The sequence below is a fragment of the Scandinavium tedordense genome, from assembly GCF_024764965.1.
Lineage (GTDB): Bacteria > Pseudomonadota > Gammaproteobacteria > Enterobacterales > Enterobacteriaceae > Scandinavium > Scandinavium tedordense.
Genome location: NZ_JALIGG010000057.1, coordinates 85,503 through 106,931 on the forward strand (window position 1 = coordinate 85,503; position 21,429 = coordinate 106,931).

General features: G+C 52.4%; 26 protein-coding genes. 16 read left to right on the forward strand and 10 right to left on the reverse strand.

Going from position 1 to position 21,429, the window contains the following annotated elements; genetic code table 11:
* Nucleotides 1-48 precede the first annotated feature (48 nt).
* From MUU46_RS16320 to MUU46_RS16375, 12 genes are all read left to right on the forward strand, one after another.
* A complete protein-coding gene (locus MUU46_RS16320; RefSeq protein ID WP_159754949.1) occupies nt 49-396 on the forward strand; it encodes a flagellar basal body protein in 348 nt (115 codons plus the stop codon).
* A 2-nt stretch (nt 397-398) separates the two neighbouring features.
* Nucleotides 399-830 carry a flagellar basal body rod protein FlgC gene (gene flgC / locus MUU46_RS16325; RefSeq protein ID WP_159754946.1) on the forward strand — a complete coding sequence of 144 codons (432 nt, stop codon included), beginning with the start codon at nt 399-401 and terminating at the stop codon, nt 828-830.
* A complete protein-coding gene (locus tag MUU46_RS16330) occupies nt 827-1,663 on the forward strand; it encodes a flagellar hook capping FlgD N-terminal domain-containing protein (RefSeq protein WP_258966073.1) in 837 nt (278 codons plus the stop codon). Before flgC ends, MUU46_RS16330 begins: the two co-directional genes overlap by 4 nt.
* Before the next feature lie 35 nt (nt 1,664-1,698).
* Entirely contained in the window at nt 1,699-2,895 is a 1,197-nt protein-coding gene (gene flgE / locus MUU46_RS16335; protein ID WP_159754944.1) for a flagellar hook protein FlgE, read from the forward strand.
* Nucleotides 2,896-2,904: 9 nt separating this feature from the next.
* The gene (locus MUU46_RS16340; protein WP_159754941.1) at nt 2,905-3,639 is read left to right on the forward strand and encodes a flagellar basal body rod protein FlgF; all 735 of its coding nucleotides are present in this window, start codon (nt 2,905-2,907) and stop codon (nt 3,637-3,639) included.
* A gap of 33 nt (nt 3,640-3,672) precedes the next feature.
* The gene (gene flgG / locus MUU46_RS16345) at nt 3,673-4,458 is read left to right on the forward strand and encodes a flagellar basal-body rod protein FlgG (protein WP_159754938.1); all 786 of its coding nucleotides are present in this window, start codon (nt 3,673-3,675) and stop codon (nt 4,456-4,458) included.
* Between the two features lie 64 nt (nt 4,459-4,522).
* The gene (gene flgH / locus MUU46_RS16350; protein WP_159754935.1) at nt 4,523-5,188 is read left to right on the forward strand and encodes a flagellar basal body L-ring protein FlgH; all 666 of its coding nucleotides are present in this window, start codon (nt 4,523-4,525) and stop codon (nt 5,186-5,188) included.
* Between the two features lie 79 nt (nt 5,189-5,267).
* Nucleotides 5,268-6,326 (forward strand): flagellar basal body P-ring protein FlgI, encoded by a 1,059-nt coding sequence (locus MUU46_RS16355; protein ID WP_258966375.1) that lies wholly within the window; start codon nt 5,268-5,270, stop codon nt 6,324-6,326.
* Nucleotides 6,326-6,637 carry a rod-binding protein gene (locus MUU46_RS16360; protein ID WP_159754929.1) on the forward strand — a complete coding sequence of 104 codons (312 nt, stop codon included), beginning with the start codon at nt 6,326-6,328 and terminating at the stop codon, nt 6,635-6,637. The genes MUU46_RS16355 and MUU46_RS16360 overlap by 1 nt, the downstream gene beginning before the upstream one ends.
* A gap of 99 nt (nt 6,638-6,736) precedes the next feature.
* On the forward strand, nt 6,737-8,113 hold the full coding sequence (gene flgK, locus MUU46_RS16365) for a flagellar hook-associated protein FlgK (protein WP_258966074.1): 1,377 nt from the start codon (nt 6,737-6,739) through the stop codon (nt 8,111-8,113).
* 15 nt (nt 8,114-8,128) lie between these two features.
* Complete coding sequence (flgL, locus tag MUU46_RS16370; protein WP_159754924.1) at nt 8,129-9,058, forward strand: flagellar hook-associated protein FlgL; 930 nt, start codon at nt 8,129-8,131, stop codon at nt 9,056-9,058.
* Nucleotides 9,059-9,108: 50 nt separating this feature from the next.
* A complete protein-coding gene (locus MUU46_RS16375) occupies nt 9,109-10,119 on the forward strand; it encodes a flagellar hook-associated protein (RefSeq protein WP_258966075.1) in 1,011 nt (336 codons plus the stop codon).
* Here MUU46_RS16375 and MUU46_RS16380 read toward each other — a convergent pair.
* From MUU46_RS16380 to MUU46_RS16425, 10 genes are all read right to left on the reverse strand, one after another.
* A complete protein-coding gene (locus MUU46_RS16380) occupies nt 10,111-10,614 on the reverse strand; it encodes a hypothetical protein (protein WP_159754918.1) in 504 nt (167 codons plus the stop codon). The genes MUU46_RS16375 and MUU46_RS16380 overlap by 9 nt on opposite strands.
* A complete protein-coding gene (locus MUU46_RS16385) occupies nt 10,592-11,491 on the reverse strand; it encodes a winged helix-turn-helix domain-containing protein (protein WP_258966076.1) in 900 nt (299 codons plus the stop codon). Before MUU46_RS16385 ends, MUU46_RS16380 begins: the two co-directional genes overlap by 23 nt.
* A 305-nt stretch (nt 11,492-11,796) precedes the next feature.
* A complete protein-coding gene (locus MUU46_RS16390) occupies nt 11,797-12,192 on the reverse strand; it encodes an FAD synthase family protein (protein ID WP_159754912.1) in 396 nt (131 codons plus the stop codon).
* 4 nt (nt 12,193-12,196) lie between these two features.
* A complete protein-coding gene (locus tag MUU46_RS16395) occupies nt 12,197-12,637 on the reverse strand; it encodes a flagellar FliJ family protein (RefSeq protein WP_159754909.1) in 441 nt (146 codons plus the stop codon).
* Nucleotides 12,634-13,980 (reverse strand): flagellar protein export ATPase FliI, encoded by a 1,347-nt coding sequence (gene fliI / locus MUU46_RS16400; protein ID WP_159754906.1) that lies wholly within the window; start codon nt 13,978-13,980, stop codon nt 12,634-12,636. Before fliI ends, MUU46_RS16395 begins: the two co-directional genes overlap by 4 nt.
* Nucleotides 13,973-14,692 carry a flagellar assembly protein FliH gene (fliH, locus tag MUU46_RS16405; RefSeq protein ID WP_258966077.1) on the reverse strand — a complete coding sequence of 240 codons (720 nt, stop codon included), beginning with the start codon at nt 14,690-14,692 and terminating at the stop codon, nt 13,973-13,975. The genes fliI and fliH overlap by 8 nt, the downstream gene beginning before the upstream one ends.
* A 5-nt stretch (nt 14,693-14,697) precedes the next feature.
* Nucleotides 14,698-15,705, reverse strand: a complete 1,008-nt coding sequence (locus tag MUU46_RS16410) for a FliG C-terminal domain-containing protein (RefSeq protein ID WP_159754900.1) — start codon at nt 15,703-15,705, stop codon at nt 14,698-14,700.
* Nucleotides 15,683-17,344, reverse strand: a complete 1,662-nt coding sequence (gene fliF / locus MUU46_RS16415) for a flagellar basal-body MS-ring/collar protein FliF (RefSeq protein WP_374685012.1) — start codon at nt 17,342-17,344, stop codon at nt 15,683-15,685. Before fliF ends, MUU46_RS16410 begins: the two co-directional genes overlap by 23 nt.
* A gap of 5 nt (nt 17,345-17,349) precedes the next feature.
* Nucleotides 17,350-17,712: a flagellar hook-basal body complex protein FliE gene (fliE, locus tag MUU46_RS16420; protein ID WP_159754894.1), complete on the reverse strand. Its 363-nt coding sequence runs from the start codon at nt 17,710-17,712 to the stop codon at nt 17,350-17,352.
* Nucleotides 17,713-17,753: 41 nt separating this feature from the next.
* On the reverse strand, nt 17,754-18,761 hold the full coding sequence (locus MUU46_RS16425; protein ID WP_159754891.1) for a sigma-54 interaction domain-containing protein: 1,008 nt from the start codon (nt 18,759-18,761) through the stop codon (nt 17,754-17,756).
* Nucleotides 18,762-19,159: 398 nt separating this feature from the next.
* Between MUU46_RS16425 and MUU46_RS16430 the strand changes: the two genes are divergently transcribed.
* From MUU46_RS16430 to MUU46_RS16445, 4 genes are read left to right on the forward strand one after another with little or no spacing between them, the layout of a single operon-like run.
* Complete coding sequence (locus MUU46_RS16430) at nt 19,160-20,029, forward strand: FliM/FliN family flagellar motor switch protein (RefSeq protein ID WP_159754888.1); 870 nt, start codon at nt 19,160-19,162, stop codon at nt 20,027-20,029.
* The gene (locus MUU46_RS16435) at nt 20,022-20,384 is read left to right on the forward strand and encodes a FliM/FliN family flagellar motor switch protein (RefSeq protein ID WP_258966078.1); all 363 of its coding nucleotides are present in this window, start codon (nt 20,022-20,024) and stop codon (nt 20,382-20,384) included. Before MUU46_RS16430 ends, MUU46_RS16435 begins: the two co-directional genes overlap by 8 nt.
* Nucleotides 20,385-20,425: 41 nt before the next feature.
* A complete protein-coding gene (gene fliP, locus MUU46_RS16440) occupies nt 20,426-21,139 on the forward strand; it encodes a flagellar type III secretion system pore protein FliP (protein WP_374685020.1) in 714 nt (237 codons plus the stop codon).
* Nucleotides 21,140-21,155: 16 nt separating this feature from the next.
* On the forward strand, nt 21,156-21,428 hold the full coding sequence (locus MUU46_RS16445; RefSeq protein WP_159754879.1) for a flagellar biosynthetic protein FliQ: 273 nt from the start codon (nt 21,156-21,158) through the stop codon (nt 21,426-21,428).
* Nucleotide 21,429: the final 1 nt, after the last annotated feature.

Sequence of the window (21,429 nt, forward strand, 5' to 3'; positions counted from 1 at the left end):
TGTTGCTATTAAATCAGAGGCAAGGTTATTCACGAGATATCAAACACGATGGGAATAAGTTTTCAGCAGGTTTTCGGTGTACATGCACAAGCAGTTCAGTTGCGTCTTGCGAGGACTGAGTTACTGACTGCGAATCTGGCAAACGTCGATACGCCGAACTTTAAATCTAAAGATATTGATTTTGCCGCTGAGATGCAACGAGCAAGTCAAGAAGATGTGCATTCGGCGCCGACGGTCAAATACCGCGTCCCGATGCAGCCTTCAGAAGATGGGAACACGGTTGAGCTCAACAGCGAGCAGGCGCGTTTTTCCCAAAATAGTATGGATTATCAAAGCAGTCTGGCGTTCATGAATATGCAGATCAGCGGGCTCAAAACAGCGATAGAAGGGAAGTAAGCATGTCTTTTGCTGATATTTATCAGATTTCAGGCTCTGCCATGACGGCGCAAACCGTGCGCCTGAATACCGTCGCCAGTAACCTGGCGAATGCAGAGTCACCGGCGACAAGCGAGGGCGCGGTTTATAAAGCCCGTAGCCCTGTGTTTGCGGCGGTTTATAACAACAGCCTTATTGATCATCAGCGCCACGATATCGATGGCGCCAGTGTTCGAGTCCAGGATGTGTTGCAGAGCGGTGGCGCGGTGCGTCGCTATGAGCCGCACCACCCGCTGGCGGATAAGGACGGCTATGTCTTTTATCCGGACGTCAATGTCGCGGAACAAATGGCGGACATGATGTCTGCATCCCGTGACTTTGAAACCAACGTTGATGTGCTCAACAACGTGAAAAGCATGCAGCAGAGCCTGCTTAAGCTCGGAGAAAACGTATGAATGGACTAGCGATGCGGGCCTATATGCAACATCAAGGCAGCAAGGTCAGCACTCAGCAGGCTGTTTCTGCGGCCGCGCCGGTTTCAAGCGAAGAAGAGACGCAGTATCAGGTGGGGGCTGAGAGCACAACGGACAGCACCAGCGGAACGGACACCAGTGATGTGTCACCCACGCCGACAACCACGACGAATACCACCAGCGACGCAACCGATATGTTCCTGACGATGTTTGTGGCGGAGATCCAAAACCAGGACCCGACCGATCCGACGGACGCGACCGAATATATCAGCCAGCTTGGCACCATGGCGCTGGTCACCATGGGTGAGGCGGAGTGTGTCGAAATGAACACTAACGCCATTCTGATGAGCAACCTGCAGGTGATGGCGCTCGGCAAGATGGTCGGCGAGGACATTATGGTCCAGACCACCACCATGAGCGTTGGTGAAGGGGACATCCAGGGCCGTATCACGTTGTCGAATAGTTGCAGCACCGCAACCCTGCACTTTTCCGATGCCGCGGGCGATGACTATACGGTTCCTCTGGATGTCAGCAGCGAAAGCAATGGGCAAATCTATTTCGACGTTAAGCCGGAAGACTACGGCATCCCGCCTGGCGATTACGAAGTGTCTGTCGTGACGGATACCGGGGAAGAAGAAGTTCCCATCGAAGTAGCCGGCCAAGTGAAAGACGTGCGTATTCCACTGGATGGCAGCACGCCGTTGCTGGACGTTACCGGCGTGGGCGAAGTGCCGTTTACGGCAATTAGCCAGTTCGGCATCCCTGACTCCTCGTCTTCCGATGGCGGTGAAACGCCTTCTGAAGACGTTATCTGAATTTGAGTTACCAGAACACCAGGAAAAATTAAACCATGAGTTATGAAATTGCCACTTCTGGCCTGAATGCTGTCGATCAGCAGTTGGACAGCATCAGTAACAACATTGCTAACGCCGGTACGGTTGGCTACAAATCTACCACCACCCAGTTCTCTGCTATGTATGCAGGCACCCAGGCGATGGGCGTCAGCGTTGCCGGAACCGCACAGAGCATTTCGAAAGGTGGTTCGTTCCTCTCCACGGGCAGCTCTCTGGATCTGGCGATCAATGGCGGTGGCTTCTTCGTGACCGCAGACAGCGAAGGGGACACGTATTACACCCGTGCGGGATCGTTCACGACTGATAAAAACGGCTATCTGGTCGACCCATCAGGCAACTATGTGCAGGGTTATCCAGTGGATGACAGCAACAGCCTGGAAGAGGGTAACGTGACCGATTTGCAGATTTCGACTGAAAGTCTGCCAGCAGAAGCGACCACGACCATGTCCTTTACCGCCAACATGAATGCCAGCGATGAGCCAATCGACAGCAGCGTGAATCCGTTTGACCCGTCTGATATGGATTCCTACAACGATACTTACACCACCAAGGTGTACGACTCTCTGGGTAACGAGCACACCGTTAACCAGTACTTCGTGAAAACCGGTGATAACAGCTGGGATGTGCATTACACCTTCGATGGCGAAGAGCAAAGCACCACCACCACGCTGAGCTTTGATCCGAATACCGGCAAGCTGACATCCCCGACGGCACCGATTTCGCTGAACTTCCCGACCGACAGCGCGGCACCTATCGATATGACTATCGATTACAGCGATTGCACGCAGTACGGCTCTGACTTCTCCGTTACCACCAACAATGCCGATGGCTACACCTCTGCACAGGTGAACGGTGTGCAGGTAGATGAAGACGGCAAAGTGTATGCGACTTACAGCAATGGCGAACGCCTGCTGGAAGGCCAGGTGGTACTGGCTGAATTCCCGAGCACGTCCGGTCTGGAAGCCGTGAGCGGCACCTCCTGGACTGAAACCAGCCAGTCTGGTGCGCCTTTGATCGGCGTTCCGGGTACCGGCACCACCGGCACGCTGGAAGCGGGGGTTCTGGAACAATCCAACGTCGATATTACGCAGGAGCTGGTTAACCTGATGACCGCGCAGCGTAACTATCAGGCCAATACCAAAGTTATCTCTACGGACACGCAGCTCGATCAGGCGCTGTTCCAGGCAATGTAAGGCAGATAAATGGATCGTTTGATTTATACGGCCCTGAGTGGGGCCACCCATTCGTTGATGGAACAACAGATAAGCGCGAACAACCTCGCCAACGTCAACACCGGTGGGTTTCGGAGTGATATTGCGTTATCGCAGTCCGACCAGGTTCAGGGGCGGGGTTTTGCGACGCGTTTTATGAGTGCGGAAAACCAGAGCGGGATTAACGACAGCACCGGGATCCCGGAAAAAACGGACCGTCCACTGGATGTCGCGATTTCCGGGAAAGGCTATATCGCGGTGCTCGATTCCTCTGGCAACGAAGTTTACACCCGTAACGGCAATATCCAGCAGAACGACCAGGGCCAGTTGACGATCAACGGGCATCCGGTGTTAGGCGATAACGGACCTATCATCCTGCCGCCGAATGCCATGGCCTCTTTTGGTAGCGACGGCACGCTGTCCGTCACGCCAGATGATGGCGATGTAAAGGGCACGATGGATGTTGATCGTCTGAAGCTCGTGGATATCCCAGTGAATAACCTGGCGAAAAACCCAGAAGGGATGCTAGTGACCGCCAACGGTGCTCCGGCAGGCGTCGACGAAGACATTAAAGTCAGCGGTGGGTATCTGGAGAGCAGTAACGTCTCGGCGATCGGTGAAATGATGGCGTCGATCTCCCTCAATCGTCAGTTCGAGTCGCAGATCAAAATGATGAAAGCGGCTGAAGATTTGAGTGACTACGGTAACCGTCTATTAGAAGGCTAATGAGCAGCCTCATGAATTCAGGATCATAGATTTATGAATGCAGCATTATGGATCAGTAAAACAGGTCTGTCCGCGCAAGACGCGGAAATGAGTTCGATTGCGAACAACATTGCCAACGTGAATACCGATGGCTTTAAGCGCGATCGTGTCATGTTCCAGGATCTGTTCTACCAGACGCAACGCGCCCCGGGTGCGATGCTGAATCAGGACAACCTGATGCCAACCGGTATCCAGTTCGGTAGTGGTGTCCGCATTGTGGGCACCCAGAAGATCTTCACCGAAGGGAATATCGAAACCACCGACAACCCGATGAACATCGCGATCATGGGACAGGGCTTTTTGCAGGTGCAAAAGACCAATGGTGATATCGCCTACACCCGTGATGGTGCTCTGGAGGTCAATGCCGATGGCGTCCTGACCAATGCGCAGGGGCTGCCACTGGAGCCAGAAATCGATGTCCCGCAAGGGGCAACGAGTTTCGCCGTTGGTCAGGATGGCACGATTACCGCTTTGCTGCCGGGAGAGAGTGATGCCACGGTGCTGGGTCAGCTGACGTTGGTGAACTTCACCAACCCGGCAGGCCTGCAGGCCGAAGGCGACAACCTCTATCTGGAAACGGTAGCCAGCGGTCAACCGACCGAAGGCGATCCGGGTGAGGATGGCATGGGAACGATTCAGAACAATGCGCTGGAAGGCTCAAACGTCGATATCGTCAACGAGATGGTGGCAATGATCACCGTCCAGCGTGCCTACGAAATGAACGCCAAGATGGTTTCTGCAGCGGATGACATGCTGCAGTACATCAATCAGAACCTGTAACAGGGTATCAGTAGCCGGTGGCCACATTTCAATGTGGTCACCAAAAACCGTTAGTGGAACACGTGTGAAAAAGTACCTGTGGCTTATGGCAGCTGTCTTACTGCTTGCCGGATGTGAATCCCAGACCATCCTGGTGAAAAAGGACGACGAATTTTATGCTCCCCCGAAAACCGACAGTGATGTCACTGCCGCAGGCCGGGCAGGGGGTGTTTTTGAATCGGGTTATAACTGGTCGTTAACGGCCGATCGCCGCGCGTATCGCGTGGGCGACATTTTGACCGTGATCCTGGAAGAATCAACTCAGTCGAGCAAACAAGCGGGCACCCAGTTTGGTAAGAGCAACACCGTCGATATTGCGCCTCCGGTGGTGTTTGGCAAAACCAAAGGCAAATTATCCGGCTCGATTGACGCCAATCGCGATTTCGATGGCAGCGCCACTTCGCGCCAGCAAAATAGCCTGCGCGGCTCGATAACCGTTTCGGTCCATCGTGTTCTGCCTAATGGCGTGCTGGAACTGCGTGGTGAGAAATGGCTGACGCTTAATCAAGGCGATGAATACATCCGCCTGAGTGGCCTGGTACGCGCTGATGATATCGAAAACAATAACTCGATTTCCTCCCAGCGTATTGCCAACGCACGCATCTCGTATGCCGGACGTGGGGCGCTTAGCGATGCCAATGCCGCAGGCTGGCTGACCCGAATCTTTAACCACCCGCTGTTCCCTGTTTAATCCGGAGAGTTTTATGCAAAAGCGCAATCGTCCCTGGATAAAGGGGCTTCTGACTGCGGTGGCCGCAACCTGCTTGCTGATGCCTTTCACGACCTCAGCACAGAGCCTTGAATCGCTGGTCAGTGTGGCCGGGGTCCGTGATAACCAGCTGGTAGGTTACAGCCTGGTGGTTGGCCTGGATGGCACTGGTGACCGCAATCAGGTGAAATTCACTAACCAGACCATTACCAACATGCTGCGTCAATTTGGCGTGCAGTTACCGGGAAAAATCGACCCAAAAGTGAAAAACGTGGCGGCGGTTGCGGTCAGTGCCACGCTGCCACCGATGTATTCCCGTGGGCAGAAAATTGATATTACGGTTTCTTCCATTGGTGATGCCAAGAGCCTGCGTGGCGGGACGCTATTGCTGACGCAATTGCACGGGGCAGATGGTGAAGTCTACGCGCTGGCCCAGGGCAGCGTGGTGGTCGGCGGAATGAGTGCAGCCGGTAAAAGCGGCTCCAGCGTGACCACCAATACCCCAACGGCTGGGCTTATCCCCAATGGCGCGACGGTGGAACGTGAAATTCCAAGTGATTTCAACATGGGTGATTCCGTTACCCTCAACCTGAAGCGTCCCTCTTTTAAAGATGCGAACAATATCGCTATGGCTATCAACAGTAGCTTTGGCGGCGGCGTGGCGTCGGCCAAAAGCTCAACCAGTGTCTCCGTACTGGCGCCGACCGATCCCGGTCAGCGGGTGGCGTTTATGTCTCGGCTGGAAGATGTGCAGGTGAATGCGGAGCGCGTTCGTGCTCGTGTGGTCTTTAACTCACGGACAGGCACCGTAGTGCTGGGAGATGGCGTACGTCTGCATGCCGCTGCCGTCAGCCATGGCAGCCTGACGGTTTCCATCAGCGAAAGCCGTAACGTAAGTCAGCCGAATGCCTTTGCCGATGGCCGGACCGTGAATGCTGCACAAAGTGACGTGACGGTGAATCGTCCGCATTCGCAAATGATTACGCTGCCGGAATCGACCAGCCTGCGCACGTTGGTCAGTGCGCTCAACGGGCTTGGCGCATCTCCAGACGATGTCATGTCGATTCTGCAGGCGCTCCACGAAGCCGGTGCACTGGATGCCGATCTGGAGGTCATCTGATGGATAAAATTTTACCTGCCGTGACCGAAGGCCTTAAAGGTAGCGACCCGCTGATGGCGCCAAAAATTAAGGCCAACGATCTGCACAAAGCTGCGCAGCAGTTTGAAGCCATCTTTCTGCGCAACATGCTGAAAGAGATGCGTAAGACCAACGAACTTTTTGATTCGAAGGACAACCCGTTTAACAGTGATTCAGTCCGCACCATGCAGGGATTCTACGACGACACCCTGTGTAATGTGCTGTCGCAACAGCAAGGCATCGGTATTGCAGAAATGATCGTTAAACAGCTCTCGCCTCGACATCAGAAATAAGAATGTGTGGTCACGGCTTAAGTAATGCGGCCTTTGCGCCGCTTAACAGATCAAACAATCGAAAGAATTTACCGGCCCTGAGCCAGTAAGGAAACGCTGATGGATATGATTAACATTGGGTATAGCGGGTCATCGGCAGCTCAGATTGAGCTGAACACGACGGCGATGAACACCGCGAATGCCATGACCCCGGGCTACACCCGCCAGGTTGTCGAGATTAGTGCGATGGGCGCCAGCTCCGGTTCCGCGAATAGCCCAGGTAATGGGGTACAAGTGGACAGTATCCGCCGCGTCTCCGATCAGTACCTGGTAAACCAGGTATGGTACGCCGCCAGTGATAATGGCTATTACAGCACGCAGCAAACTTATCTGACGCAGCTGGAATCGGTGCTTAGCGATGATAACAGCAGCCTGAGCACCGGCTTTGATAACTTCTTCGCCGCCCTGAGCGCGGCGTCTTCCAGCCCGGATGACATGGCGTTGCGTCAGCAGGTACTGAGCGAATCTTCGGCACTGGCGGTGCGCTTTGATAACACCGCGTCCTACATTGACTCTCAGAGCAGCCAGCTCGTGAGTCAGGAAGAGGCGATGGTGTCGCAAATCAATACCCTTACCACCGGGATTGCCAGCTATAACCAGCAGATTACCCAAGCAGAAGCCACCGGTCAGGATGCATCCGCGCTGTACGACGAACGCGATCAGATGGTGGAAGATTTAAGCGGGCTGGTGGATGTGCAGGTCAACATCGATGACAAAGGTAACTACAACGTCTATCTGAAAAATGGTCAGCCGCTGGTCAGCGGTACCGACGCCGCGACAATTGCACTGGACAACAATGACGACGGTTCTCAGGCGATGACCCTGACCTTTGCGGGCACCACGTATGATATGAGCATGGATACCGGCGGTTCGCTGGGTGCGCTTTTCGACTATCAAAGTGACGTGCTGGACCCGCTGACGGAGACCACCAACAGCATCGCGGAGCAGTTCAGCACGGCGGTCAACGACCAGCTGACACAGGGCTATGACCTGAATGGTGATCCGGGTGTCCCTCTGTTTATTTACGACCCTACCGATCCTAACGGTCCGCTGTTGGTGAACCCGGACATCACTCCCGAACAGCTGGCCTTCTCCAGCTCGCCGGATGAGAGTGGTAATGGGGACAACCTGCAGGCACTGATTGGTATTGCGAATGATCCATTGGACATTGCCAATATTGGCACAGTGACCGTTGGCAACGCCTGTTCCGCGATTATCAGTAACATCGGGATCTACAGCCGTCAGAACCAAACCGAAGCCGAGGCCTCTGCAAATGTCTATACCGAAGCGCAAAACCAGCGCAGCAGCGTCAGCGGCGTCAGCATGGACGAAGAAGCGGTAAATCTGATCACTTTTACCCAGATTTATCAGGCCAATCTGAAAGTTATCTCTACCGGTGCAGACCTGTTTGACTCTGTGCTGCAGATGACCAGCTAACCCCGAGGGAGAATCATGCGAGTCAGTACCCAACAGTCCTACGTGACCATGAACAACAGTTTCAGCCATATGTCCGATCAGCTTTCGCATGTCATGACCCAGATGGCGACCGGAAAAAGCATTCTGTTACCGTCCGACGATCCAATTGCCGCGACCCGTATCACCCAGTTAAATCGTCAGCAGGCGTCTATTGAGCAGTATCAGGGCAATATCGAAGCCGTCACCGCCAGTCTTAGCCAGCAGGAGTCGGTGTTAGATGGCGTAAGCAACGATTTATTGTCCATTCGCGACGACTTGCTTCAGGCGTCTAACGGCACCAACTCTGCCGAATCGCTGGCGAGCATCGGGCAGGAAATCGGTTCGCTGACGGATGCGATGGTCAATGCGCTGAACTACCAGGATGGCGACGGTCATTACATTTTTGGTGGCACCATCAACGATAAGCCACCGATTGTCGAACAGGATACAGACGGCGATGGCACGGCGGACACCTATGTTTATCAGGGAAATACCGAGCACCGTAGCGCGACCGTATCCAATGGCGTTGAAGTAGACACCAACGTGTCCGTCGGCGAAATTTTCGGGCCGAATCTGGATCTGCTGAACGATCTGAACGATCTGTCACAGGAGATGCAGGACCCGAATCTTGACCCGAGCGATCCACAGCTGCAGAGCGATATTCAAAGTACCATCGACGAGCTGGATCAGGTGTCGACCTCTCTCAACACCGCCATCGGGACGTTGGGTGAGACGCAGAACACCATCACCATGCTCAATGATGCACAAAGCACGGTCTCAATGACCAACGATGCGCTGATTGGCCAACTGGGTGATCTGGACTACGGTCCGGCGTCCATCACTTTTAGCGGTCTCGAGATGGCGATGGAGGCTACGATGAAAACGTACTCTAAAGTAAGCGAACTCAATCTGTTCAGCGTTATTTAATCTTGAATTGTCGGCAGCCGCGTGCTGCCGATGCCATGAGCGGAAACACCATGCAGGTTAGTCTTAATACCTCTTCACTCTCCAGCGCTGATGCCTTAGGCAGCAGTGTCATCAAGCAGCAACCCGCGAGTCAGATTGTCCCCACCAATATGAAGACCGCAATGGCGAACACGGATTATCCCGCATCGCCTTTGATTAGCGCTCGTCCGCAACGCTATAGCGTTCAGCTGAACGATCAGCTCACCTGTTTGCAGGAGGCCGACAGTTATTTAGGCAAACTGGAGCAACAGTTGCTGGACTATCGCCATCAATCCCGGCGGGGAGGGGAGGCCGCGAAGGCGCAAAAGCAGGCGTTACAGTCACTGCTGGAGAAACGTCCACAGCTTTCTGCAGGCACGGTCGATAATCAACTGCGCCCCGTTTTGCAAGGGGAAGCACGGGTCAATTTTCTGGCACCGCAGATTAGCCACGCTATCCAACAGCAGGGCGAAGAGTCGCTGCTGTTCAGTGCCAGTAAAGACAAAGAGCAGTTGCTGGCCGCTGTGCACGTTGAGGAAGATATGGATCCCCGTCAGTATCGGGCGACGATGAATAATGCATTGCGCCGGGTTGGGATCCAAAGCCACATCGACAAAGGTGAGGTACATTTCTCAACGCACGAGGATAACTGGTCGCAATTGCAGACGTCGCTGTCGGCGATTGGAGGAGGAAAGCGTTTTTCCGCCGGAAGTACCACGGCCATCATGACCACCTCGCTCCCGACGCAGTCAGATAATTTGCTCAAGGCGCTTAATACCCCAGGGGCACGCCTGAGTAGCACTTTACAGCACACTCTGGAAAGTATTGGTCAATCGCGGGAACAGTTGGCAACGCAGCAGGAAAAAGCACGGCAGATGATTGACGGGATGGCTCGTTATTCGCAAAGCCAGAGTGCGGAACAGGCTTCCCAGGCACTGGCGAAAATGCTCAACCGGGCGAGCCATAACTATCAGACTCTGGCAGAAGCGGTAAACGGTCAGGCGAGTCTTTCCAGCTTGACGGTCAGAAGCTTATTATCCTGATTTTGTCTGCGGGTTGCAGGTCGCTAACGTCTTGAAGGGGTCGGTAGTATTGAGGGAGATCAACATGTTGTTTTGCTTCATGAGCAGCAGATCTTCCCCTGCCGACAATTCGGTGAGCTGGACCCCTAAGTTTTGTAACTGCATAAACGAGGCAATCTGGCTCATGTGTGCATCAGACTCCTCAACGTTGGCCGATTCCAGGTGATAGGTTCCCTGCACGCTGCCGGCGCTGTTTTGCTTAAGGCAGGGTGTAAAGTGAAACTCTGAATACGGTTTCAGCGTCGGGCTAACTTCAGCGATCAGCACATTGACCCGATCGCGGGACTCACTCACCTCAACCGTGTAAATGCTCTCTTCACCACTCTTCATGTCATAATGGACCTGTTCAGTATGTTCTATTTTATCTCCGGCGATGGATTGCCCGGAGAATATCAGAATAGAAAATAACAGGGTCACTAACAATGTGCAGACCTTATTCACATGCTGGCATTTCATGTAACGTCCTCCTGGTATGCTTAGAAATAACGTTATTAAGTTTCTCCATATCATGCTGCCAGTGACTAACGGTCAGCATGACCTGCCAGGTTCGATGACAACGATTGGTAATGGTGAAATCAAGACTCAGTTTATTCATTGAAGGATAAGCATATATCTTCATGCTGGCGTTGTTTTCAGCCATGAGCTTGTCCAGGTTCACGAGGACAGGATTCCAATTTTTCTTGATAGCTGAGGTACCTGCCGCATCGGTATCAGGCTCGAACAAGTAACCAATCTTAAGATGCGTTATATTAGGGAAATCAATGTATTTCAGTTGAGTTCCTTCGGCAGTTTTTATTTCCTGTCTGGATGATGACCACAGGAATGTCCCCAGCGCTGCCGTAATAATGATGATCGCGAATAATATCCCCACATTTCCCGACAGCGAAAATTTTTTGCTGTTTAGTGGGCTGGCAGGAATTTGTGGGGCGCTTTCAGTCTCTAAGTTATTGCCTGTATGTTGTTCATTTAGGATCAGTTCGACATCATTTAATGCTGGCTCACAAACAGGCTCTTCTTCAGCATAAGAGATGAATTCGCTATTAAGAAAATACCCTTTTTTGGGTATGGTTTGGATGACTTCTTTCTGTTTGCTGTCATCACCTAATGCCAGGCGCAAGGCATGAATAGCGGTGGGCAGACTATTACTACCGACCACGCGATTTTTCCAGACTTCAGCAATCAGGTATTCACGAGATAGTACGGTATCTGGGTGCGTTATGAGAACTTCAAGCAAAAGAAAATGAAATTCCCCCAGTCGTAACGTTTCTCCCGTTCCTTGATGAGCCAGCGTACAGCGGGAAGCATCCATCTTCCAGTTGTTAATGATAATCATCGTTGACTATAACCTGCAGAATGCAGGCCCAATTTAAAAGTAAACAATCGGACACTCACGTTGAGTGCGCAGAGATATACCTTCCGTTCGTGGCACAAGGGCCCGCAGTCCATTAGTGGAGTGAATTTATAGGAAAGTAATTTTGATGACAATAATTCAGAGAGCGTGTACGTGTAACATGATGTTGCAGCTGTAATGAGGGTTTTTAGATGTGAGCAATAAACCCCGCTTAATATAGGCGATGGAAGGTGAAAAATTAAATTTAGATACGCCTAAAATTTAAATTTAAATATTACCTTCGTGCTCTATTTCTGTCTTTTTACTATTTCCAGAACCGATGTTGTTGAAATCGACGGGGTACGGGGCAAGTACATAACCTCGCAAAGACAGGATAAACTGTCGAAACGGCCCGCCCAATCATCACCCATCACCAGCAGATCAGCGTTGAAGGTGCGGATATAGTCGCTTTTGAATTCAAGCGACTCCTCAAGAAACACCTCATTAACACATTTAAGTTCTTCCAGAATGTGCATTCTGTCTTGCTGATCGTACACCGGCGCGCGGCCTTTCTTGTGGATATTCAGGGCATCCGAGGAGACGCCCACTACCAGCCGGTCGCCGAGCTGGCGTGCACGGGTCAGAATGTTCAGATGCCCGACGTGAAACAGATCAAAAGTGCCAAAGGTGATGACCGTTTTCATGTGGCTACTTCACTCCGCGTTGGCGCAACCAACACTGACCAGCCATATCGTCCAGCACTTTTTGTTGGTGGACATTGGCTTCCTGGACCAGACGTTCACGTTGAACGTCGAGGGTCATGCTGACCACCTTTTCCTGACAGGCCGCACTGATGAGATCTTTCTGGATACGATCTTCTTTCAGCTGAGCCAGTGATTTTTCTTGCTCCTGCCAGGCCAGAACCCGGCGCAGGCTGCCTTTATAGGCATTAATGTTTTTCAGCTCTTCCGGGCACTGCACCTCTGTGGAAGCAGGGACCGTTTTTTGCAGCAGCATGGTGAGTGAACGAATGTTGTTTTCAAACCCAATCCCTACTTGCTTCTGTTTGGCGAGCTGAACGGTAAAATCCTGCACCGATTTATCGCGCAGCTTTTGCAGTTGCCTGAGGGTGTCAATCATTTGATTCATGTCGTCTTAGCCTTCGCGCTTTTCCCGACCGGGAAGAGGGTTTGCAAACTGTGTTGAACGCTGGTGAGTGCTGCGGGTTCGCTCACATCCTGGCGCAGGAAACGTTCAATGGCCGGAAAGTTCTTCACCGCTTTGTCTACGGTGGCATCAGAACCGGCAACATACCCGCCCAGTGGGATCAGCGGCTTAATTTCCATATAGCTGGCGTAGTTCTGCTTGAACTGACGAGCTGACAGCTGGTGCTCGCGCGGCGTCACCTGATTCATACAGCGGCTGATCGACTGACCAATATCAATCGCTGGATAATGTCCGGATTCGGCAAGCTTACGGGTCAGAACAATATGGCCGTCCAACACCGCACGGGCGCAGTCGACGATCGGGTCCTGTTGGTCATCACCTTCCGCCAAAACCGTATAGATAGCGGTCATTGATCCGCTGCTTTCGCTATTTCCGGCGCTCTCTACCAGTCGGGGGATCATGCCAAACGCCGAAGGTGGATAGCCTTTAGTCGCCGGAGGCTCACCTAACGAGAGGGCGATTTCCCTCTGAGCCATCGCATAACGGGTCAGGGAATCAATCAACAACAACACGTCTTTGCCCTGGTCGCGAAACCAGGCGGCAATGGAGTGACACAATTCGGTGGCTTTCAAACGCATCAGCGGCGACTCATCGGCAGGCGCGGCCACCACAATCGATTTGGCCAGACTCTCAGGGCCGAGCGAGTGGTCGATGAATTCCTTTACTTCTCTGCCTCGCTCACCGATCAGCCCGACGACAACCACCTGTGCTTCGGTCTGGCGAGTGATCATTCCCAGCAAGACGCTTTTTCCCACGCCGCTGCCCGCCATCAGGCCGACGCGTTGGCCTTTGCCAATCGTCAGAAGCCCATTGATGGCACGCACGCCAACGTCCAGTGGTTCGCTAACCGGTTGACGGGTGAGGGGATTTACTGCTGGCGGCTGAGCGGGCAGTAGCTCAGTCCCACCGAGGCGCCCTTTACCGTCCATTGGCTCACCGACGCCATTGACGATGCGTCCGAGCCAGCTGTCGCCGATCAACACATCACGGGCGTTATCGAGAGGGAACACGCGAGCGCCGGCCATCAGGCCGACCGGCAGTTTGAAGGGCATCAGAAAAGTGACTTCACGGTCGAAGCCCACGGCCTGCGCCTCGATCGCTTCGCCTTCGGCCCCTTCAATGCGACACAGCTGACCCGTTGCCAGTTGGCAACCAATACTTTCCAGCAGAATGCCGCTGACGCGGACCAGGCGGCCCGACTGACGCGCCAGAGGGATAGCTTCAAGAGAGCGCAACGCATCTGCTACCCCAGGCAAATCATGCATCCTTCTGCTCCGGCGTCAGCGTCTCTTTAATCGCTTTCATACACTGCTCAAGGCGGTGTTCACAGCCGACATCCAGCTCTGAACTTTCAGTGACAATCCGACATTCACCGGATTGCAGCGTGGCGGCAGGGGTTAATCCCCATTCGCTGACTTTTTCCGGCGCGACATTCTGGATGCGCTCAAACTCTTCGCTGCTGAGCAACACCTGCAATGATTCCGGTACGGATGGCAGGGCAGAGAGCGCTTCTTCAATAATCGAGAGTAGTTGGGTGGGTTGCAGGGCCAATTCGCAGCGGATGACCTGACGGGTGACCTTTTCAACCAGCTGTAACAGATCGTCACGCTGTTTGCGTTGGATATTCCCCAGATAGTCATTCACCTGATTGGCGATGCCGTCCAGTGGTTTCGCGGCGAGAGCAAACTGCTTTTGGCCCTCTTTTTGCGCTGAAAGGCTGCCATCGGTGTAGCCTTTGCGCATCCCTTCGTTGAATCCCTGCTCAGTGCCCTGGTGTAAGCCCTGCTCCAGACCTTCTTTTTGCCCCTCTTCCAGCCCACGCTTAAAGCCTTGCTGGTAGCCTTCTTTGAGCTGAAGTTGGTGTTCTTCTACCAGCGCCAGATGCTGCTGCTCGTCATCCTGCGGCTGGGCCGTTTCGGCATCCAGAGGAGGGAAGCGGTACTGACGAAAGCGACCGCGCAATGTGTCTAATGCCATGTCGCTTACTCCTCAGTCCGTTCTGCGAACAGCTGCAGTTGAATTTCACCAGCTTCTTCCAGTTCACGTGCTACCGACATGATTTCACGACGGATTTGTTCTATACGGCTGATCGGTACTGGTCCAAGACGGGCAGTAATACTCTCCAGCTGTTGCACCTGGCGGCGTGGCATGGCGGCATAAATGGAACGACGCAGTGGGGCTTCGGTCCCTTTCAGCGCCACAGCCCACTCTTCGATCGGGATCTCTTCCAGCAGCTTACGACGAACATCTTCACTCTGACGGCCAAGGATGAAGAAGTCATACATCTCATCCTGCAGCTGGATAAGGATTTCGCCATCGCGTTCGGCCAGTTGTTCCAGAATGATCTGCTGGTCGTCCTGAATACGGTTCACAATATCGGCCGCCTGCTTGATGCCTTTCACCTTCGAGCCATGCTCAGAAAGTACGGCCAGACCGCGTTCGATTAAGCGATCGAGTTCATCAATCACTTCGCGATTGACGTCGTTCAGTTTGGCGACGCGATAGAGGATTTCATTACGCACCGACTCGGTCATATACAGCAGGACTTCTGCGGCAATATCTGGCGTCAGGAAGGCCAGGAATACGGCCTGGAGCTGAAGGTGTTCCTCGCCGATCAACAATGCCAACTGACGGGGTTCCACCCACTGCAGACGTGCCATGCGGGAACGAATCTCATCCCCGTAGATACCATTAATGACGCCGCTGGCGATTTCGTTGCCGAGGGCTTTGTTGAGGATCCCCTGCAACATGGCGCGTGACGCGCCATTGATGCCACTCTGCTCGCTGAATTCATCGAAGAAGTTGTTGATGACTCGACGTGCCTGAGTGATTTTCACCCCGGATAGACGCGCCATGTGCTCACTCAGGCGCACAACTTCTTCACGGGTCAGTTTACTCATTACTGTCGCAGCTGCTTCTTCACCCAGACAGAGTAACAAGATTGCAGATTGCTCTAACAGGTTGTTTTTACTTGTTTTCAATTCGCTCATTGCTTGTAATCCACTGTCTGATGACTTCCGCTACGCGATCGGTATCTTCAATCGCCAGTTTCTGCAGGTATTCCAGTTTCGCTTCAAGCCCAGAGCTTGGCGACGGGAGAGGTTCATCCACTGGCAGAGTCGGCAGTTCGAATTCACGCACCTGGGTTGCTGCATCCCGGGTATCGGATTTCTCATCGAGCTGCAATGCTGCCTGATCAGCCGTCTCAGCCGCAGCCAGCGCTTTGCGCTCGTCACGTGCGACGGTCATGCGCTTCATCAACGGACGGACGACGAACAGCAGCACTAACAGAGCCAGCAGGCCATAGCCAATCAGATACGCCCAATTGAGGATGTCGCCATCCTGCCACCATGGCAGTTTCGGATAATCACTCTCTGAAGGCGGAACGAAGCTCATTAACTCGAGGGTTAGCGTGTCGCCACGCTGGCTGTCGATCCCGGCCGCGGTATTCAGCATGGTCGTTACCTGCTGAACCTGAGGGGCGTGCCAGTTTTTAACGAAGGTCGCGTTTCGGTTCAGGACCACGGCCACGTTAAGTCGGGTGACGGTGAAGCCTGGGTGCTTGATATGCTTCACATTACGGTCATAAGCGTAATCGCTCTTATTTTCCGTATGCTGTGAAAGCTGAACAGGTTGACGGTTCCCTTGTTGCGGTGGAGTGGTCGCCATCGGTGGACGGTTGCTCAGTGAGCCTGGAATGCCGATGGCCAGCTGATCAGTATTCTTGTCTTCCGCTTTTTCTTCACGGCTGACTTTCGGTGTATCGCCGTAATTTTCCTGAGTCTCTTCGACGGTGCTGAGATCAATCTTTGGCATCACGCTGACACGGAAATTGCCTTTACCCACCAGTGAAGTGAGCAGGTTTTCAATGCTCGCCCGGGTCTTGGTCTGAATATCTTTCAGCACCTGGTCGTTTTTGCGGGTGACGGCTCGGGAGCCTTCGCCGTCACTCACGCCATCCGAAAGGAGGGCGCCAGTCTGGTCAATCACACTGACCTGAGACGGAAGCAGGCCGGGGACGCTACCGGAGACGAGGTGAATGATCGCATTGACCTGATCCAGGCTCAGCGTATTGCCATAATGCAGACGAACCACGACCGATGCGCTGTTTTTGGGTTGTTCGCTGACGACGAATGAGCTGTCTTCGTTCAGCGCTAAATGTACACGCGTCGATTGCACCGCATCCAGGGACATGATGCTCTTGGCCATTTCGCCTTCGAGACTGCGTTTGTAGCGGATGTTCTGTACAAACTGGCTGGCACCGAGGACCTCATCTTTATCCATCAGTTTGTAGCCGTCAGGAGAGATTGCCTGCACGCCTTTGGCTGCCAACGTCATGCGAATCTGCGATAACGCATCTTCAGGAACCAGGATTTGTCCGCTGCTGGGATCGATTCGGTAGGTTGCTTTGCTCTCATCCAGCACCGAGATCACTTCGGAGACGGGGATATTCTGTTGGCTACCGTAGAGGGCGACATACCCGTAGTTTCCACCGAGGAGAATGGCGGAAATAATGGCCGTCGCGGCAATCGCTGCGGCGGCAAACAGAGCGATACGCTTTTTACCGTCCAGCTTAGCCATCACAACAGCCAGCCATTGACGCGCTTTTTCGAGGAGATTCTGATTCATGGCGATTAAATGGACATACTCATCAGGTCGTTAATGCCAGAGGCGACTTTATTGCGCACCTGGACAAGGGCGGAAAACGACAACGATGCCTGCTGGCTGGCAATCATCGCCCCGGCAAGATCGTCACTTTTTCCCGTATCAATGGCGGTCTGACGTGCCTGTGCAGTGTGTTCATAGTTGTCAACGCGATGTAGCGAGGCGCTCATGATGTGACTGAAGGACGGCGTGGCGACAGAGGAAGCACCTTCGCTGAGGCTGACGTTTGATGCAGGAAGGACGGGAGCATCAGCTACCGCCCTCATTTGCGTCATGTCTTGCAGCATCTGCGACTGCATGGTGCTTCCCGGAGTAATGGTTAACGTATTCATGGCATGCCTTAAAAAACAATCCTTGTAGGTGAATGTGCAACTTAAGAGTAAATTTCGATTCCATATTTCCGCATGGAGGCCAGGCGGTAGCGAAGGGCGCGGGGCGTAATTCCCAGTAAATCGGCAATTTTGGATTTATTTCCCTGGTACTTCCGCATCAAATCGGCGATGTATTCGTACTGCGCAAAGCGGCCATGCAGGCGCAGATCGCCCTGACTGGCGGTCACGGTGCTCAAGGTGGAGGGGGCGATAACAGACGTTTCAGAAAGCGCGGGTTCGGCATGGCTGATGGGAGCCGTTTGCGGGATCCCTAACATATCGGGGTACACCACACCGTCGCGATTCATGATCATGCCGCGCTGGATCGCATTTTCCAGCTCGCGGACATTTCCCGGCCATTGATGGGTGGCGAGGGAACGTTTTGCCGATTCAGACAGCTTTACGTTTCGCCCAAGCATTGGGGTGTATTTCTGAATGAAGTGGGTTGCTAGTGGGATAATGTCTTCCCGGCGTTCGCGCAGGGCCGGCACATCAATATGCACCACATTCAGACGGTAGAATAAATCTTCACGAAAACGGCCTTCCGCCACTTCGGTTTCGAGGTTTTTATTGGTGCAGGCAATCAGGCGAAAATTAAGGTGAATTTGGCGATGACCGCCCAGACGTTCAACTTTATTCTCCTGTAACACACGTAGAAGTTTTGCCTGCAGTGCTAAAGGTAACTCACCGATTTCATCAAGTAATAATGTGCCTTTGTTGGCTAATTCCAGCTTGCCTGCCACAGTATTAACGGCCCCGGTGAAGGCTCCTTTCTCATAACCAAATAGGGTAGACTCCAACATGTTTTCTGGAATGGCAGCACAGTTCACTCCGATATACGGCGCATCCTGACATTCCGCAAAGGCGTTAGTGTGAATATATTTGGCAATGCATTCTTTCCCTGTTCCCGTCTCTCCTTGAATCAATACAGGAACGTTAAAAGCTGCCACTTTTTTTGCGAGCGTCAGTACGTTCAGAGTACGATTGTCAGTGGCAATAATATCTAGCATAAACGCCTCTCTTATTTGCGTGAGTACAGCGACATTAGTCGATCTATATAAAGAGGTGGAAAAAGAGGGTGGATACTATCATTGTCTTTCATTCAAAGATTATATAAATGCATCAAAAAAATATTATCCTTTAAAAGCAGTGTGCTACGTCGTATCCATCAAGTTTTTATCTGGTTTAACTCAATATATTATTTGTTCGTTTTATGCATTAATAATAAAATCCCATTGCGACTTCTCGGCACCTGCGGTTAAATGCCAGTCCTGTTTTTTTATGTGCCACTAGCCGCAGACGCGGCGGCTCTATTCACTGATGTATTATTAAAGAAAGCAAATTGTTTTCATCACTAACCTGATGCCGATAATCTGCTAAACAGAGAAAAATGCAGAGAACGCGTACTATGTTAAAGTACAGTCAAACACCGGGCATCTTCAAACTGGAAGGGAACCGGCTCGGTCGTCCATACCATCGTCTGCAGACTATCTTTGTCAGCAAATTCGATACGCTCGATTCGAGACTGAACAATTATTTCCTCAAAAAACATCGTTCTTATATCTCGCTGAAACGCATTGATTGTGAAATGGACGTCATCAATAAAACTGCTGAGCTTTTCATTTCAGATGTCGGACAACTTGCGTTTGATATTGATCGGCCTTTATTGCTGACCTTGCTGGGTAATTTCTATGGTCTCGAGGGGGATTTGGAATCTGAATTATCAGATGAGAATGAACTTCCAACCAAAACGGAAGCCCGTCTGAAAAATCGCCTCGCGAACGATCTTCTCGGGATGATTTTTGATAAAGACAGCTCAGGATTAGCCCTTTCCATTTCGCCCGATAATATGGGCGTGCAAACGCAATGGACATACAAGGTCACTTTTACCCTGGACGGTGCGGAAGGGAATTGTTTTTACATTTTCCTTGATGACGCGCATACGGATTTCGTCCTGAACGCCTTACGTCAGCAGGATATTCGCAACTCTAGCGAGCAGCTCGATACGCGTGCCCGCAAAGAGAAAAAGCAGGCTGTGGTGAGCGAGGTTATCAATACGCTGCCATTAACCCTGACGGTTAAAATTGCTGAGATCTCGCTCAATGTCGCTGAACTGACCACCATTAAGCCTGGCGACATTCTGCCGATCGGTTTGCCTGAGCGCTATTCGGTGAACATTGGCAAGGCTGAGCTGTTTAGCGCCCTCCTCGTTGAAGACAAAAACAAACTTTATCTGTCGGAAATTGCCGGAACAAAGTCAGAGAATAGCTATGAATGAGCATGAAGATTTACTTGAACAAGGTTTTGAACTCAACACCAACGACACGGCCGCTGAAGCAGTAAACAGCCCAGCGCCGGCAGTAGACGCCACGCAGAAGAATTCGATGTCTCTGTTAAAACGTATCCCGGTCACGCTGACGCTTGAAGTCTCTTCCGTCGAAGTGATGCTGGCGGACCTGCTGAACATGGACGACGACACCGTGATTGAGCTGGATAAACTGGCGGGCGAACCGCTGGACATTAAGGTCAATAACATTCTGCTGGGTAAAGCTGAAGTGGTGGTGGTGAACGAAAAGTACGGTCTTCGCGTTCTGGAATTCAATTCTCGCGAAATCAACGACCTGAAGCCATGAAATCCCGTCCTCTCATTGCCTGTCTGGCAGGACTCGCTCTGATGTTTATTTCCTCCCATGCCTTTGCGCAGGGGGGAGATATCTCGTTGTTGAGCGTTGTTAATCACGGTGATACCCAGGAATACAGCGTAAAGCTACAGGTGCTTATCCTCATGACCCTGGTGGGCTTACTGCCGACGCTGGTGTTAATGATGACCTGTTTTACCCGTTTCATCATCGTGCTCTCCTTGTTACGACAGGCTATGGGATTACAGCAATCACCGCCCAACCGTATTTTGATTGGGATAGCGTTGTCATTGACCATGCTGGTGATGCGCCCGATTGGTATTAACATCTACGACCATGCGGTAGTGCCGTTTGAAAACGACCAGATAACGCTCTCTGAAGCGTTGGCGACCGGTGCTAAGCCGTTAAAACGTTTCATGCTCGCCCAAACCGATAAAAAGGCGATGGCGCAGATCATGACTATCGCGGATGTCAAAGGGGATCCTGCGACGCAAGATCTGACCATTGTGATACCGGCTTATGTGTTGAGTGAGTTGAAGACCGCATTCCAGATAGGCTTCATGATCTACATCCCGTTCCTGGTCATTGACCTGATCGTTGCCAGCGTATTGATGGCGATGGGGATGATGATGCTCTCCCCGCTGATCGTTTCCTTGCCGTTCAAGCTGATGTTGTTTGTGTTGATCGACGGCTGGTCGTTAACTGTCGGCACGCTTACCTCCAGCATCCGCGGCCTTGGGCTGGGATAACAATGGGAATGGCAACATGTTAACGGTAGATGTCGCGGCGGACATTGTCGGCAGCGGAATAAAAGTGGTGATCATGCTGGTCTGCGTGCTGGTGGTTCCCAGTCTGTTGGTCGGCCTGTGTGTGAGTATTTTCCAGGCTGTCACGCAAATTAATGAACAAACGCTCAGCTTTCTGCCGCGCCTGATTGTCACCCTGGTGGTACTGGGCATTACCGGCAAGTGGATGATTACCACCCTCGACGATCTTTGTGTGCATCTGTTCACTCAGGCGGCAGTGCTGGTGCATTAAG

Excerpts from the sequence above, each read along its gene's own strand:
- MUU46_RS16320 (WP_159754949.1), top strand. The coding sequence starts at position 49 with ATGGGAATAAGTTTTCAGCAGGTTTTCGGTGTACATGCACAAGCAGTT.
- flgC (WP_159754946.1), top strand. The coding sequence starts at position 399 with ATGTCTTTTGCTGATATTTATCAGATTTCAGGCTCTGCCATGACGGCG.
- MUU46_RS16330 (WP_258966073.1), top strand. The coding sequence starts at position 827 with ATGAATGGACTAGCGATGCGGGCCTATATGCAACATCAAGGCAGCAAG.
- flgE (WP_159754944.1), top strand. The coding sequence starts at position 1,699 with ATGAGTTATGAAATTGCCACTTCTGGCCTGAATGCTGTCGATCAGCAG.
- MUU46_RS16340 (WP_159754941.1), top strand. The coding sequence starts at position 2,905 with ATGGATCGTTTGATTTATACGGCCCTGAGTGGGGCCACCCATTCGTTG.
- flgG (WP_159754938.1), top strand. The coding sequence starts at position 3,673 with ATGAATGCAGCATTATGGATCAGTAAAACAGGTCTGTCCGCGCAAGAC.
- MUU46_RS16355 (WP_258966375.1), top strand. The coding sequence starts at position 5,268 with ATGCCTTTCACGACCTCAGCACAGAGCCTTGAATCGCTGGTCAGTGTG.
- MUU46_RS16360 (WP_159754929.1), top strand. The coding sequence starts at position 6,326 with ATGGATAAAATTTTACCTGCCGTGACCGAAGGCCTTAAAGGTAGCGAC.
- flgK (WP_258966074.1), top strand. The coding sequence starts at position 6,737 with ATGGATATGATTAACATTGGGTATAGCGGGTCATCGGCAGCTCAGATT.
- flgL (WP_159754924.1), top strand. The coding sequence starts at position 8,129 with ATGCGAGTCAGTACCCAACAGTCCTACGTGACCATGAACAACAGTTTC.
- MUU46_RS16375 (WP_258966075.1), top strand. The coding sequence starts at position 9,109 with ATGCAGGTTAGTCTTAATACCTCTTCACTCTCCAGCGCTGATGCCTTA.
- MUU46_RS16380 (WP_159754918.1), bottom strand. The coding sequence starts at position 10,614 with ATGAAATGCCAGCATGTGAATAAGGTCTGCACATTGTTAGTGACCCTG.
- MUU46_RS16385 (WP_258966076.1), bottom strand. The coding sequence starts at position 11,491 with ATGATTATCATTAACAACTGGAAGATGGATGCTTCCCGCTGTACGCTG.
- MUU46_RS16390 (WP_159754912.1), bottom strand. The coding sequence starts at position 12,192 with ATGAAAACGGTCATCACCTTTGGCACTTTTGATCTGTTTCACGTCGGG.
- MUU46_RS16395 (WP_159754909.1), bottom strand. The coding sequence starts at position 12,637 with ATGAATCAAATGATTGACACCCTCAGGCAACTGCAAAAGCTGCGCGAT.
- fliI (WP_159754906.1), bottom strand. The coding sequence starts at position 13,980 with ATGCATGATTTGCCTGGGGTAGCAGATGCGTTGCGCTCTCTTGAAGCT.
- fliH (WP_258966077.1), bottom strand. The coding sequence starts at position 14,692 with ATGGCATTAGACACATTGCGCGGTCGCTTTCGTCAGTACCGCTTCCCT.
- MUU46_RS16410 (WP_159754900.1), bottom strand. The coding sequence starts at position 15,705 with ATGAGCGAATTGAAAACAAGTAAAAACAACCTGTTAGAGCAATCTGCA.
- fliF (WP_374685012.1), bottom strand. The coding sequence starts at position 17,344 with ATGAATCAGAATCTCCTCGAAAAAGCGCGTCAATGGCTGGCTGTTGTG.
- fliE (WP_159754894.1), bottom strand. The coding sequence starts at position 17,712 with ATGAATACGTTAACCATTACTCCGGGAAGCACCATGCAGTCGCAGATG.
- MUU46_RS16425 (WP_159754891.1), bottom strand. The coding sequence starts at position 18,761 with ATGCTAGATATTATTGCCACTGACAATCGTACTCTGAACGTACTGACG.
- MUU46_RS16430 (WP_159754888.1), top strand. The coding sequence starts at position 19,160 with ATGTTAAAGTACAGTCAAACACCGGGCATCTTCAAACTGGAAGGGAAC.
- MUU46_RS16435 (WP_258966078.1), top strand. The coding sequence starts at position 20,022 with ATGAATGAGCATGAAGATTTACTTGAACAAGGTTTTGAACTCAACACC.
- fliP (WP_374685020.1), top strand. The coding sequence starts at position 20,426 with ATGTTTATTTCCTCCCATGCCTTTGCGCAGGGGGGAGATATCTCGTTG.
- MUU46_RS16445 (WP_159754879.1), top strand. The coding sequence starts at position 21,156 with ATGTTAACGGTAGATGTCGCGGCGGACATTGTCGGCAGCGGAATAAAA.